Source organism: Paraburkholderia lebeckiae (genome assembly GCF_014201005.1).
Lineage (GTDB): Bacteria > Pseudomonadota > Gammaproteobacteria > Burkholderiales > Burkholderiaceae > Paraburkholderia > Paraburkholderia tuberum.
Genome location: NZ_JACHDK010000030.1, coordinates 23,944 through 36,701, shown reverse-complemented (window position 1 = coordinate 36,701; position 12,758 = coordinate 23,944). Strand labels below are relative to the sequence as shown.

General features: G+C 64.4%; 12 protein-coding genes and 1 pseudogene. 4 read left to right on the top strand and 9 right to left on the bottom strand.

The genetic code is table 11. From position 1 onward, the window contains the following. The first annotated feature begins 98 nt into the window (after positions 1 to 98). Positions 99 to 809 (top strand): FadR/GntR family transcriptional regulator, encoded by a 711-nt coding sequence (locus HDG39_RS31370; protein ID WP_184011696.1) that lies wholly within the window; start codon positions 99 to 101, stop codon positions 807 to 809. Between the two features lie 55 nt (positions 810 to 864). Here HDG39_RS31370 and HDG39_RS31365 read toward each other — a convergent pair whose 3' ends face one another. The 3 genes from HDG39_RS31365 to HDG39_RS31355 are packed head-to-tail and all read right to left on the bottom strand — an operon-like array spanning position 865 to position 3,860. Next, the gene (locus HDG39_RS31365; RefSeq protein ID WP_184011694.1) at positions 865 to 1,170 is read right to left on the bottom strand and encodes an AtuA-related protein; all 306 of its coding nucleotides are present in this window, start codon (positions 1,168 to 1,170) and stop codon (positions 865 to 867) included. A 1-nt stretch (position 1,171) separates the two neighbouring features. Next, complete coding sequence (locus HDG39_RS31360) at positions 1,172 to 2,530, bottom strand: acyclic terpene utilization AtuA family protein (protein ID WP_184011692.1); 1,359 nt, start codon at positions 2,528 to 2,530, stop codon at positions 1,172 to 1,174. 25 nt (positions 2,531 to 2,555) lie between these two features. Continuing rightward, entirely contained in the window at positions 2,556 to 3,860 is a 1,305-nt protein-coding gene (locus HDG39_RS31355; RefSeq protein ID WP_184011690.1) for a CitMHS family transporter, read from the bottom strand. 98 nt (positions 3,861 to 3,958) lie between these two features. On the opposite strand from HDG39_RS31355, the gene HDG39_RS31350 reads away from it, so the two are divergent. Together HDG39_RS31350 and HDG39_RS31345 are read left to right on the top strand one after the other, a co-directional pair. Beyond that, positions 3,959 to 4,855 (top strand): LysR family transcriptional regulator, encoded by an 897-nt coding sequence (locus tag HDG39_RS31350; protein ID WP_184011688.1) that lies wholly within the window; start codon positions 3,959 to 3,961, stop codon positions 4,853 to 4,855. A 359-nt stretch (positions 4,856 to 5,214) separates the two neighbouring features. Continuing rightward, complete coding sequence (locus HDG39_RS31345; protein ID WP_184011686.1) at positions 5,215 to 5,442, top strand: hypothetical protein; 228 nt, start codon at positions 5,215 to 5,217, stop codon at positions 5,440 to 5,442. A gap of 188 nt (positions 5,443 to 5,630) precedes the next feature. Here the strand turns inward: HDG39_RS31345 and HDG39_RS31340 are convergent, their stop codons facing one another. Continuing rightward, the gene (locus HDG39_RS31340) at positions 5,631 to 7,859 is read right to left on the bottom strand and encodes an NADP-dependent isocitrate dehydrogenase (RefSeq protein WP_184011684.1); all 2,229 of its coding nucleotides are present in this window, start codon (positions 7,857 to 7,859) and stop codon (positions 5,631 to 5,633) included. A 362-nt stretch (positions 7,860 to 8,221) separates the two neighbouring features. On the opposite strand from HDG39_RS31340, the pseudogene HDG39_RS31335 reads away from it, so the two are divergent. Beyond that, a pseudogene (locus HDG39_RS31335) lies at positions 8,222 to 8,557 on the top strand (substrate-binding domain-containing protein); the annotation flags it as partial. A 46-nt stretch (positions 8,558 to 8,603) separates the two neighbouring features. Here the strand turns inward: HDG39_RS31335 and HDG39_RS31330 are convergent. From HDG39_RS31330 to dmpG, 5 genes are all read right to left on the bottom strand, one after another. Beyond that, positions 8,604 to 8,954 (bottom strand): type II toxin-antitoxin system ChpB family toxin, encoded by a 351-nt coding sequence (locus HDG39_RS31330; protein ID WP_184011682.1) that lies wholly within the window; start codon positions 8,952 to 8,954, stop codon positions 8,604 to 8,606. Further along, on the bottom strand, positions 8,948 to 9,199 hold the full coding sequence (locus HDG39_RS31325; protein WP_184011680.1) for an AbrB/MazE/SpoVT family DNA-binding domain-containing protein: 252 nt from the start codon (positions 9,197 to 9,199) through the stop codon (positions 8,948 to 8,950). Before HDG39_RS31325 ends, HDG39_RS31330 begins: the two co-directional genes overlap by 7 nt. 191 nt (positions 9,200 to 9,390) lie before the next feature. Further along, entirely contained in the window at positions 9,391 to 10,275 is an 885-nt protein-coding gene (locus tag HDG39_RS31320; RefSeq protein ID WP_184011678.1) for an alpha/beta fold hydrolase, read from the bottom strand. 81 nt (positions 10,276 to 10,356) lie between these two features. Continuing rightward, positions 10,357 to 11,619: a 3-(3-hydroxy-phenyl)propionate transporter MhpT gene (mhpT, locus tag HDG39_RS31315; protein WP_184011676.1), complete on the bottom strand. Its 1,263-nt coding sequence runs from the start codon at positions 11,617 to 11,619 to the stop codon at positions 10,357 to 10,359. A gap of 101 nt (positions 11,620 to 11,720) precedes the next feature. Further along, complete coding sequence (dmpG, locus tag HDG39_RS31310) at positions 11,721 to 12,752, bottom strand: 4-hydroxy-2-oxovalerate aldolase (RefSeq protein ID WP_184011674.1); 1,032 nt, start codon at positions 12,750 to 12,752, stop codon at positions 11,721 to 11,723. Between the last annotated feature and the right edge of the window lie 6 nt (positions 12,753 to 12,758).

The window sequence follows — 12,758 nt, the reverse complement described above, 5'->3', positions numbered from 1 at the left end:
GCACGCAAAAAAATTGCCCGCGCCGATGCCGCCGAACGCGGCAGAAACGAGTACAGTCCTGTGCGATACTTTGCAGGATCAGTCAACCAGCCACAAAAATGAGCAGCCTAACTGAAAAGGTGGTGGCCACCCTTTCCGATGAGATTCGGCGCGGGGCGCTGAGACCTGGCGACCGCATCCCCACCGAAGTCGCGATGATGAAGCAGTTGTCCGTGAGCCGCTCCGTGGTCCGCGAGGCGATTTCGCGTCTGCAGGCAGCGAGGATCGTCGAGACGCGCCACGGCATTGGCACGTTCGTGCTCGCGCCCGCCGCCGAAAAGCCGATGCAGCTTCCCGCCGCCGATCTCACCAGCATGCTCGACGTGATGGCGATCATCGAGTTCCGGATCGACGTCGAAGCGGCCGCGGCCGCGCTCGCGGCATCGCGGCGCACCGAGCAGAACCTGAAGCAGATCCGCACTGCGCTCGATCGATTCGAGTCGGAACTCGAGCGCGGCAGCACCGACACACTCGCACACGACATCGAGTTCCATCTGCAGATCGCGCGCGCGAGCGGCAACCGCTATTTCTTCGACGTGCTGAGCCAGCTCGGCCGCTCGGTCAGCCCGCGCACCCGGCTCGGTTCGGCCGAGATCGCGGAGCTAGACCATATCGAGGTGTTGCGCAGCGTGCTCGGCGAGCATCTGACGATCTATCGCGCGATCGAGCGTCAGGATGCCGACGACGCGCGCGCCGCGATGCGCATGCATCTGAGCAACAGCCGCGAGCGACTGCGCCGCGCGCATGACCTGACGAAGGCTGGCGTGTGATCACATGCGGGGCTGAGCGGCCGCCCCGCAATACGACACGCCGCCGGCAATGCCCTCACTGGCCCACGTCGAGATCCATTAACGCCGAGCTCAGCGATTTGCCATGCGCATCGAGCGCGAGCGAACGCGTAACGCCGCCGCCGAGCGCGTCGCCGAGCACGAAGTTGAATGCGGCAAGGCCCGGCAACTCATGGCGCACCACATCGCCGCGCACCACATCGCGCAGATGCGTCTTGACGCGCTCGAGCGTCAGCACATCGCGCAACCGCTCGTAATGCAGCGCGTCGTAGCAGATCACCGAGATATTGAGCGTATTGCCCTTGTCGCCGGTGCGCGAATGGGCCAGTTCTCGTAGTTTCATCTCAAGCCTCCATCAGCGAGAAAGCCGGCGTCGCATGCTCGCGCGGCAGCAGCACCGATTGCACCGCGACCACCTCGCGCGCCACCTTCGTCACGCCGCCGCCGCCCGCCGGTCCGTTCGTGTACAGCGTCTCGACCTCGTTGCCGATGCGCAGCGCCTGCGCGAGCGACGCCGTGCGTCCCGCCACCCGGGCGCGCACTTCGTACGGCTCGCCATGACCGGCCGCCACCGCATCACCATGCAGTGCATTCACGCCGATCAGATCGAAGCGCAACTCGCGCGTCTGCACGCCGGTCAGCGCGAGACGCTCGCGCACGATATCGAGCGCGAGCCGCGCCCGCGCGAGCGCGCCGGGTCCGCCGTACGAAATCTGCCCCTCGCCGATATAGCCGTCGAAATACGCAACCGACACTTTCAGCGTCGCGGTGCGCTCCGTGCCGCCACCGCCGGTGACGCGCACACGGTCCACGGCTTCCTGCTCGACGCGCACCTGCGAGAAATCGGCGACCACGTCGGGCTGCAGATAACGACGCGGATCGTGGATCTCGTAGAGCAACTGCTCCTTGCAGGTCGCCTCGGTCACGAGCCCGCCACTTTGCGCGAGCTTCGTGATCACCGCTGAACCGTCCCGCGCAACTTCGGCGATCGGAAAGCCGAGCCGTGCGAGATTCGGCACGTCCTTGAAACCGGGGTCCGCGAAATAGCCGCCGGTGATCTGCCCCGCGCATTCGAGCAGATGGCCGATTACCGTCGCCTGGCCGAGCATCGGCCAGTCGTCCATGCGCCAGCCGAATTCGTGGATCAGCGGCGCGACGAACAGCGACGGATCGGCGACGCGCCCGGTCAGCACGATCTGCGCGCCGGCCGCGAGCGCCTCGACGATGCCGCTCGCGCCGAGGTATGCATTGGCCGATATCAGCCGGTCCGCGTACGCGGCCACCGCCTCGCCCGATTCGACGAAATGGAAGTCGCCCGCGCGCACGACATCGAGCACGTCGTCGCCGGTGACTGCGGCAATCCTCAGGCCGCCGAGCCCCAACTCGCGCGCGATCTGCGCGGTCCGGCGCGCTGCCGCGAGCGGATTGGCCGCGCCCATGTTCGACACGATACGCACGCCGTTGCGCGCCGCGACGGGCAGCACCGCGCGCATGCGGGCTTCGAGCAGCGGGTCGTAGCCGAGCTCCGGGTCCTTGCTGCGCGCCTGCTGCGCGATCGCGATCGTGCGTTCGGCGAGGCATTCGAACACGAGATAGTCGAGCTGGCCGTGTTCCGCGAGTTCAAGCGCGGGTTCGATGCGGTCGCCCGAATAGCCCGCGCCCGCGCCGATGCGCACGACGCGTCGAGGTTCAGTGGCTGTCATGGTGCTCCCGTTCGTTCAGTGAAGCTCACAGTGGAAAGATCCCGAGCACGACGCACGCGATCGTCATCACGACCGACGCGCCGAACAGCAGGGGAAACGTGAATCTTTGATGATCGGCCAGATCGATACCGCACAGCCCGACCACGAGGAACGTCGCGGGCGTGAGCGGACTGACCGGAAAACCGGTGGTCATCTGTCCAAGCAACGCGGCCTGACCGACGTGCACCGCGGGCACACCGAGCTGGCCCGCCACTTCCGCGATCACCGGCAGTACACCAAAATAAAACGAATCGGGATCGAACAGCATGCTGAGCGGCATCGACAGCAGGCCGAGCACGATTGGAATATGGCTCGCCATCGCCGGCGGCACGAAGCCGACGGCCGCCTGCGCCATCGCCTTCAGCATGCCGCTGCCCTGCATCACGCCGGTGAACACGCCGGCCGCGAGCAGGATGCCGGCCATCATCAGCGCGGCGCGCGCATGCGCGTCGATCCGTTTGCGCTGCATGTCCACATTCGGATAGTTGACCATCAATGCGATGCACAGGCCCACCATGAACATGATCGCCGGCGGGATCTTCTCGCCCATCACGATCATCGTGCCGAGCACGACGAGCGTCAGCACGATGTTGAACCAGAAGTTTTGCGGGCGGCGCAGCGCCTGTTGTTCCGGCGTCAGTTCGCGTTGGGGCATCGGCACCGAACCGCTCGCAGCGTTGAGACCGAGGCGCTTTTCCTCGCGCCGCCCGAGCCAGTACGCCATCGAGAACACAAATACGAGGCCGATGGCCTGCACCGGAATAAGCGGATTGAACAGCGCCGAGATCGGCAGATGCAGCGACGCGGACGCGCGAATCATCGGCCCCGTCCATGGCAGGAAATTGATGCCGGCCGCCATCGATACCGCCGCGGCGAGCACTCGCCGGTCCATTTTCAGGCGGTCGTAGAGCGGCAGCATCGCCGGAATCGTGACGAGGAAGCAGACGGCGCCGGAGCCGTCGAGGTGGATCAGCAGCGCGAGCAGCGTGGTGCCCATCACGATGCGCGTGGGCCGTGTGCCGACCGCGCGCAGGATGCGCTCGATGATCGGGTCGAGCGTACCGGCGTCGGTGATCGTGCCGAAGTACAGGATCGCGAATACGAACATGCAAACGACGGGCGCGAGGCTCTTGAGGCCATCGACGACGAACTTGCTCGTCTGCAAGCCGAAGCCGCCGAGCAGCGACGCCGCGAGCGGCACGATGATCAGCGCGACGAGCGGCGACATGCGTTTGGACAGGATCGCGCCGAGCAGCACGACGATGGTAGCCAGCCCCAGCAATGGCAGCATGAGCTTGTCTCCAGGTTGTTTTTTAGTGTGATCGAGCGTAAGTTCGGGGCAGCAATAAAGCAATTGAAACGAATTGATTGCAGCAATCACACATCATCATGGATCTGAATCTCCGGGACATCCGCGCATTTATCGCGGTCGCGCAAACGGGCAGCTTCACGCGTGCGGCCGCGCGGCTGCATCTGTCGCAACCGGCGTTGACGGTGCAGATTCGCCGGCTCGAGGAAACGGTCGGCCTGCGCCTGTTCGATCGCAACAGCCGCAACGTCGCCCTGACGCCGACCGGCCGCGAGCTGCTGCCCGTGCTGCAGAAATCGCTGCACGACATGGAGCACGTGCTGCTCGATGCGCGCGCGCTCGGCGAAGGCGCGAGCGGCAAGGTGCGCATCGCGTGTCTGCCGACCTTCGCGGCGAGCGTGTTGCCCGAGCTCGTGCAGGCGCTGAGAAAAGCCGTGCCGCGTGTCGGCTTCGAGGTGCGCGATGTCGTCGCGAGCATGGTCAACACATTGGTGCGCAACGAGGAAGCCGATATCGGACTGACTGGCGGCGAGCTGAACGACAGCGGGCTCGAGGTGCTGCATGCGGGCATCGACCGGCTCGTCGCCGTGCTGCCAAAGCAGCACGCGCTCGCGCGGCGGCGCCGGCCCGTCACGCTCGCCGATCTCGCCAGCGAGCCGCTCGTGCTGACTGCGCAGGGCACGAGCGTGCGAGCGGTCGTCGACAGCGCGTTCGCCGACGCGCAATGTGAGCCGCGCATCGCCTGCGAGCCGACCTACATGATGAGCGCGGTCGCGATGGCGCGCGCCGGGCTCGGCATCACGATCCTGCCGGCGTCGGCGCGCGAGGTGCGCGCGGAGCCCGAGCTAGTCGCGCGACCGATCGACGAAGCCGCGTTCACGCGGCGCATCGCGCTGATCAAAAAGCGCGGCCGAACCTTGCCGCCGGTGACCGAGACCTTCGTCGCGATGCTGATCGAACGGCTCGACGCGTCATAGGGCCCACAGCGTCGTTTTGCGCGTCGCGCGCAGCCCTAATTTTCACGATACGAAACGATGGCGCGCGTCGTAAAAAATCATGGTGCGTGGCACAAAGCGGCCATTTCACGATGCCCGGCGGCGTTGCACATCGCAAAACGAATCGCGCAAGCCTTTGTTTTTACATTAATATTTTTAAGATAAAGACCAGTTCGACGCCCAATTGCCCGCCGATTCGCTGACGTAGACTCTTTCGCAAGAGCACGCGCTTCACGCAGTCGGATTCGAGGGGCCTCACGACACGGCCACCCAAATCCCACAGATTGCGAAGAAGCCGTCACGAATCGCGGCTTTTTTTATTGGCAACTGGGAGACTAAAAATGAAAGGCTTTCGCTTTGGTTCGACGCAGGGAGCGTTCTACATTCTGCCGGGTCAGGACGGCTGGGAAGCCACCTACGGCAACGAAACGCTCGGAGAATTCTCGAGCCCGCAACAAGCCGCCGACGACCTCGCGCGCGGTCTGAGCTGCGAGCATCTGTCGGAGCTCGACACGTCGACGCTCGAGATTCCGGAGAGGCTCGCCGATTGGGAAATCGTTCACGTATAAGGACGGGTATGACCGACGGCGACGTAGCAGTGACAGTAGAAACGACAATGGCGCCCGAAGGCGCCATTGTCGTATTTGCGGTCCTGCTTGCGGCTTTGTCCTCGGTTGCGCTGCGTGCTTACCGCGCGGCTTTCGGGGCCAGCGCAGGTGCGGCCGCGGCGCTTACCGCATCAGTCGCCCGCGCGAGCTCAAGCCACCGAATCGACGATTGCGTTCAGCGTCGCGCTCGGGCGCATCGCCTTGCTAGTCAGCTCGACGTTCGGACGGTAGTAGCCGCCGATAACCACCGGCTTGCCCTGCGCCGCGCCGAGTTCCGCGACGATCTTCGCCTCGTTGTCGGCCATCGCCTTCGCGACGCCCGCGAACTGCGCCTGCAGCGCGGCATCGTCGGTTTGCGCGGCCAGTGCTTCGGCCCAGTACATCGCGAGGTAGAAGTGGCTGCCGCGATTGTCGATACCGCCGACCTTGCGCGCCGGCGACTTGTCGTTGTCGAGGAACTTGCCGGTCGCCTGATCGAGCGTCTTCGCGAGAATCTGCGCCTTCGGGTTGTGATACGCATTGCCCAGATGCTCGAGCGATGCCGCCAGCGCGAGGAATTCACCGAGCGAATCCCAGCGCAGGAAGCCTTCCTCGACAAGCTGCTGCACGTGCTTCGGCGCCGAACCGCCCGCGCCGGTTTCGAACATGCCGCCACCGGCCATCAGCGGAACGATCGACAGCATCTTCGCGCTGGTGCCCAGTTCCATGATCGGGAACAGGTCGGTCAGGTAGTCGCGCAGCACGTTGCCGGTGACCGAGATCGTGTCCTTGCCGGCGCGGATGCGCTCGACCGAGAACTTCGTCGCTTCGACCGGCGTCATCACGCGGATGTCGAGACCGTCGGTGTCGTGATCCTTCAGGTACTGCTCGACCTTCTTGATGATCTGCGCATCGTGCGCGCGCGCCGCGTCGAGCCAGAACACGGCCGGCGTGTTGGAAGCGCGGGCGCGGTTCACCGCGAGCTTGACCCAGTCGCGGATCGGCGCGTCCTTGGTCTGGCACATACGGAAGATGTCGCCCTGTTCCACCGGCTGCTCGAGCAGCACCGCGCCGGCTTCGTCGGTCACGCGGACCACGCCGTTCGCCGGGATCTGGAACGTCTTGTCGTGTGAACCGTATTCTTCGGCGGCTTGTGCCATCAGCCCGACGTTCGGCACCGTGCCCATCGTGACCGGGTCGAACGCCCCGTGCTTTTTGCAGTCTTCGATCACCGCCTGGTACACACCGGCGTAGCAACGGTCCGGAATCACCGCCTTCGCGTCGTGCAGCGCGCCATCGGCGCCCCACATCTTGCCCGACTCGCGGATCATCGCCGGCATCGATGCGTCGACGATCACGTCGCTCGGCACGTGCAGGCTCGTGATGCCCTTGTCCGAGTTGACCATCGCGAGCGGCGGACGCTGTTCGTACTGCGCCTTGATGTCGGCTTCGATCGCCGCGGCCGTTTCAGCCGGCAGATCCTTCAGACGCGCGTACAGGTCGCCGATACCGTTGTTCGGGTTGAAGCCGGCCTTGGCCAGTGCTTCCGCATGCTTTGCGAGCACGTCCTTGTAGAACACCGACACCACGTGACCGAAGATGATCGGGTCCGAGACCTTCATCATCGTCGCCTTCAGGTGCACCGAGAACAGCACGCCGTTCGCCTTCGCGTCGGCGATCTGCGCTTCGATGAAGCTGCGCAGCGCGTTCTTGCTCAGCACCGACGCGTCGATGATTTCGCCTGCCTGCACCGGCGTCTTCGCCTTCAGGACCGTGGTCGTGCCGTCGGCGGCAGCCAGTTCGATCTTCACGCTACCGGCCTGCGCGACCAGCGCCGACTTCTCGCTGCCGTAGAAATCGCCATCGCTCATGTGCGAGACGTGCGACTTCGAGTCCGCGCTCCATGCGCCCATCTTGTGCGGATGCTTGCGCGCATAGTTCTTCACCGACAACGGCGCGCGGCGGTCCGAATTGCCTTCGCGCAGCACCGGGTTCACCGCGCTGCCCTTGATCTTGTCGTAGCGGGCCTTGACGTCCTTCTCGGCGTCGGTCGTCGCGACGTCCGGGTACGACGGCAGCTTATAGCCCTGGTCGCGCAGCTCGGTGATCGCGGCCTTCAACTGCGGCACCGACGCGCTGATGTTCGGCAGCTTGATGATGTTCGCTTCCGGGCGCGTGGTGAGTCCACCGAGCTCCGCCAGATCGTCGGAAGCCTTCTGCTCCGCGCTCAGGTAGTCCGGAAATGCGGCAATGATCCGGCCGGCGAGCGAGATGTCGCGCGTTTCGACGAGCACGTTGGACGAGCGCGTGAACGCCTTGACGATCGGCAGCAGCGAGTACGTCGCCAGTGCGGGCGCTTCGTCGGTCAGGGTGTAGATGATCTTCGGCGGTGTGGACATGATTAATGCTTTGCTAGGAAGTGATAGACAGAGCGTTGGCAGTCGAAGCCAGCGCAAATCGTGGCGCGACGGCGACGGCGTCAGTTCGCCACGACGCAACCCCGCGACCTTCGTTTTGCGATACGACCGAGAGTATATGCGCGTTTTCCACTAAATGTGACCAGACAAACAGGTCGCGAGACCGTACCCAAACGGGTCGATCCATGACTGGCAAGGGTTTGCGGCGGATTACCCTAGTCTTAAGACAGATATCTTATAGATGACCTGTCGCATATTATTTTTGAACAAATGCGAATTGGTCGCATTGACGAGCCTCAAATGCCGCCATGGAGCCGTGACTGCTGCCCTCCACTTGATCGCCGCTCGGCTTCATCAAGGAAGCGCGCGAGCTGGGCTTCTCGTTGCCGCGCGATGTTTCCATCGCTGGATTCGACAACGTGCCGTATGGCGAGTACGCGTCGCCGGCGCTGACCTCGGTAGACTTTCAGAGCGAGAAGATGGGTGAGCTCGCGATAATGAAGCTGAGCGACGAACTGCACGGTAAGGGCGAAGAAAGCGCGGGTTATTCGATGCTTGATCCGCATCTGGTGGTGCGGGAGTCGACGGTTAGGCAGGAGTCGGGAGAGGCAGCGGACGACGCCGCGGGTAGTGATGGGCGGGTGCCGAAGAGTGTGACTCGGATGCCGGCGGCGGAGTGATGGGGTCGCTCGCCGCGGATTGGTTCAGTTCGTATCGTCTTTCCCGTCATTCCAGAATCGTTTGAAGTCGGGCGAGCGCGTCCTCGACTACCTCGGCCGGAGCGCGCTCGACTTTGCGTGCGCCGCGGGCCTCGAGGTCCAGAGTGCGCACCATATTCACCAGAGCCACCCCCTGAGTCTCTGTTCCCGAACCCGAGAGCGGTACCGCAAATCCGGCATATCGAGCGAACTCCCCCCCCTGCGTGATCGGCGCAACGAGCGCGACCCCAAGAGCATTGAATGCGGCAGGCGACAAAACCAGCGCGGGACGGAAATCGCCTTGCTGCTCCTTGCCAAGCGTCGGATTCAGGCTCACGCGCACGATATCGCCGCGCTCAAACTTGATGCGCCTTACCATGCTTCGCGCCCCGCCGGCTTGACTTCACTCCAGACGTCGAGATCGGCTGGCGGTGGCGCCTTCGGATCGCACTGCGCGACGAGTTCATCCAGTGAATACTTGCGACGCGCAGGCGTAAGCAATACCCCCTCGGGGCGCACGTCCGCGTTCAGCGAACTGCCCACCGACGCATGAATTTGCTCCAACAACACGGTCGGCAACCGTACTGCAGCGCTGTTGCCCCACTTCTGAATCTTGAGTTCCATATTCCAGCTCCAAATGTATATCCATTGTAGATACTCACAGCGAAAACAGCAAGTCGCCCGTATCTACATTGACTCTACATTTGGAACCTTGAAATCGCCTATTAGTCGGCGAAGAAAAGAACCCAAACCTAAACGAGGCAACCAGCCCGCCGCCGCAACGACGCACCAGTCGCCCACAACGACAACCGTTCTTATTGCCCGCGTCCGAGAAACTCCACCACCATCCGGTTGAACTTGTCCGCATGCTCCCACTGCGCCCAATGCCCGCAGCGGCCGAACACATGCAGATCGGCGTTCGGCATCCCGGCAACGAGTCGCAGGCCGATGTCCATCGGCACGAAACGATCGTCGCGGCCCCAGATCACGAGCGTCGGCGCGGTTACTTCGCCAAGGCGCGGCCCGTAGTCGTTGAACTGCTTCGGATGCGCGGCGAGGCTCGCGACGAAGTTCTCGAGATGATCGCGGCGCGCCAGCATGTTCGCGAGGCGCGCCTGCATCAGGTCTTCGGTCAACGCCTTCGTGTCGAACACGAAGACGATCATCATGCGCTGCAGGTTCTCGATGGTCGGGTTGCGGTACAGCCCTTGCAGCAGCTTGATGCCTTCGGTCGGCATCGGCACGAACTGGCTCGGGCCGCCGGTGCCGCCGCCCATCAGCACGAGCTTGCCGACGCGTTGCGGCTCGGCGAGCGCGAACGCGACCGCGCTATGCCCGCCCATCGAGTTGCCGATGATATGCGCGCGTTCGATATCGAGCGCATCGAGCAGCGCCTTCAGGCAGCGCGCGTTCAGTTCCGAGCGCGAGCCCTTGCAGACGATCGGGTCGCTCTTGCCCCAACCGAGGCAGTCCATCAGGATCACGCGATAGCCCGCCGCGACGAGCGGCTCGACGTTGCGATTGAAGTTGGCCCAGCCGGTCGCGCCCGGTCCCGAGCCGTGCAGCATCACGACCGTTTTCGCACCCTGCCCCACGTCGTTGTAGTGAAGCTGCATCTCGCGGCCGTCTTCGGTGATGCGGACGAATCGGCTGGTCGCTTCCTCGGTGATCGCTGCTGCTTGCGTATTGGTGTTGCTCATGTCGAATTCCTTTGTTTCACGGATTAAGTGACCGCGAGTCGCCGTTGACGGCGGACCCGCGCGGTATTTCGGTCTGCAAAGCTATTGCGCGGCCACCGGGGTATAACGAAGTGTCGAGCGATTCACGACGAGCCACGCGCCAATCGCGGCGAGCGCGATCAACGGAATGCTCGCGCCGAGCAGCACGCTCGCGCCTTGGCCGATCGCGAGCAGTTGCCCGGCGATCAACGGACCGAGGATCGAGCCGAGACGGCCTACCGCCACCGCCGCGCCGACGCCGGTGCCACGCACTTCGGTCGGGTATAGGCTGCTTGCCAGCGCATACAACACCGACTGCCCGCCGACCAGGAACAGCCCCGCGAGCAGACCGCCCCACGCCATCGACGTGCCGCCATTCGCGCTCAGCAACGCGCCAAGCGCCACGACGATGCCGACATACATGCCCGCGACCGTGCGGCGCCGGCCCATCCGGTCCATCATGCCGGCGATCACGATCGCGCCGATGCCGCCGCCGATGTTGAACATCATCTGTACGACACCGGACTGCACGCGCGTCAGACCGCGCGTCAAGACGAGCGACGGCAGCCAGTTGATCAGGAAATACAGCACGATCAGCGTGCCGAGATAGCTGATCCACAACGCGATCGTCGTGCGCGCGCGTCCTTCCCGCCACAGCGCGTGCGTCACGCTAGCCGACGCATCGCGTCGCGCGCCCTTGGTTGCACGCGCCGCGACGAACTGCGCCGACTCACGAAGGAACAGCGTAAGCAGCGGCAGCACCAGCAACGGCCCGAAGCCGCCGACGTAGAAGATATGCCGCCAACCCGCGTCGCCCGGACTGATGATGCCGACCACCGCCGCGAGCGCCGCGCCGAACGGCATGCCGCAATACATGGCGCCGACCGCGGTGTTGCGCTGATGGGGCGGCGCCGCTTCCGAGCACAGCGCGATCAGATTCGGCATCGCTGCGCCAAGACCGAGGCCGGTCAGAAAGCGCGCGGCGAGCAGGCTGTTCAGGTCCCACACCTGCGCGGTCGCGAGCGAGAAGATGCCGAATAGCGCGACCGACCACATCAGCACGCGCTTGCGCCCGAGCCGGTCGGCGAGACGTCCGCCGATCGCGGCTCCTGGCAGCAGCCCGAACGCGCCGATGCTGAACGCCCAGCCCATCTGCGCGACCGCGAGATGAAATTCGCGCGCCATGCGCGGTGCCGCGAGGCCGGTCGATTGCAGGTCCACGCCTTCGAGCAGTGCGACGATCAGGCAGAGCCCGATCGTCAGCGCGCCGCCGGCAAGAGGTTTCGTCGACTGTGTTGTTTGCGTTGTTTGCGTTGACTGCCGCATAAAAGTCTCCAATGTTGAGTCAGCGTCGCTCTTGCGGCGACCTTGCTGGATGAAATGAACGCTGCGCGCGCGGCATGCGGCGCCGTCGCGCAGCGTCCGGGTCATGAAGCCACTGCGTCGGTTGCGTGCGCGCGCTTCAGATCCAGTGCGACGTCGACGATCATGTCTTCCTGGCCGCCCACCATGCGGCGTTTGCCCAGCTCGACCAGAATGTCCACGGTCTTCAGGCCGTATTTCTTCGCGGCCACTTCTGAATGACGCAGGAAGCTCGAATACACCCCCGCATAGCCGAGCGCGAGCGTTTCACGATCGACGCGCACCGGCCGGTCCTGCAGCGGACGCACGATGTCGTCGGCGGCGTCCATCAGCGTGTAGAGGTCGGTGCCGTGATTCCAGCCCATCCGCTCGGCCGCCGCGATGAACACCTCGAGCGGCGCATTGCCCGCACCGGCGCCCATGCCCGCGAGCGATGCATCGATACGGTCGCAGCCCCCTTCGACCGCGACCATCGAGTTGGCCACGCCCAGCGCCAGGTTGTGGTGCGCGTGCATGCCCGTCTGCGTTTCGGGTTTCAGCACCGCCTTCACCGCGCGGAAGCGGTCGCGCACGTCGTTCATCGTCAGCGCGCCGCCCGAGTCGACCACATAGATACAGGTCGCCCCGTAGCTCTCCATCTTCTTCGCTTCGATGGCGAGGTTCTCCGCCGTGGTCATGTGGCTCATCATCAGAAAGCCGACGGCGTCCATGCCGAGTTCGCGCGCGTATTCGATGTGTTGCTTCGAGATGTCCGCTTCCGTGCAATGCGTGGCGATGCGCACGACGCGCGCGCCCGCGTTGTAGGCGGCCTTCAGATCGTGGATCGTGCCGATGCCAGGCAGCAGCAGGGTCGCGATCCGAGCGTGCTCGACGACGTCAGCCACCGCTTCGATCCATTCGAGGTCGCTATGCGCGCCGAAGCCGTAGTTGAAGCTCGAACCTTGCAGGCCATCGCCGTGGGCGACTTCGATGCTGTCCACCTTTGCGCGGTCCAATGCGCGTGCGATGTCCTGCACGTTCTGGATCGAGTACTGGTGACGAATGGCGTGGCTGCCGTCGCGCAGCGTCACGTCTGAGATATACAGTTTCTTGTCCATGCGGGA

Coding starts and splice junctions, on each gene's coding strand:
- HDG39_RS31360 (WP_184011692.1), bottom strand. CDS start 2,530: ATGACAGCCACTGAACCTCGACGCGTCGTGCGCATCGGCGCGGGCGCG.
- HDG39_RS31355 (WP_184011690.1), bottom strand. CDS start 3,860: ATGCTGCCATTGCTGGGGCTGGCTACCATCGTCGTGCTGCTCGGCGCG.
- HDG39_RS31370 (WP_184011696.1), top strand. CDS start 99: ATGAGCAGCCTAACTGAAAAGGTGGTGGCCACCCTTTCCGATGAGATT.
- HDG39_RS31350 (WP_184011688.1), top strand. CDS start 3,959: ATGGATCTGAATCTCCGGGACATCCGCGCATTTATCGCGGTCGCGCAA.
- HDG39_RS31330 (WP_184011682.1), bottom strand. CDS start 8,954: ATGGTAAGGCGCATCAAGTTTGAGCGCGGCGATATCGTGCGCGTGAGC.
- HDG39_RS31320 (WP_184011678.1), bottom strand. CDS start 10,275: ATGAGCAACACCAATACGCAAGCAGCAGCGATCACCGAGGAAGCGACC.
- mhpT (WP_184011676.1), bottom strand. CDS start 11,619: ATGCGGCAGTCAACGCAAACAACGCAAACAACACAGTCGACGAAACCT.
- HDG39_RS31325 (WP_184011680.1), bottom strand. CDS start 9,199: ATGGAACTCAAGATTCAGAAGTGGGGCAACAGCGCTGCAGTACGGTTG.
- HDG39_RS31340 (WP_184011684.1), bottom strand. CDS start 7,859: ATGTCCACACCGCCGAAGATCATCTACACCCTGACCGACGAAGCGCCC.
- HDG39_RS31365 (WP_184011694.1), bottom strand. CDS start 1,170: ATGAAACTACGAGAACTGGCCCATTCGCGCACCGGCGACAAGGGCAAT.
- HDG39_RS31345 (WP_184011686.1), top strand. CDS start 5,215: ATGAAAGGCTTTCGCTTTGGTTCGACGCAGGGAGCGTTCTACATTCTG.
- dmpG (WP_184011674.1), bottom strand. CDS start 12,752: ATGGACAAGAAACTGTATATCTCAGACGTGACGCTGCGCGACGGCAGC.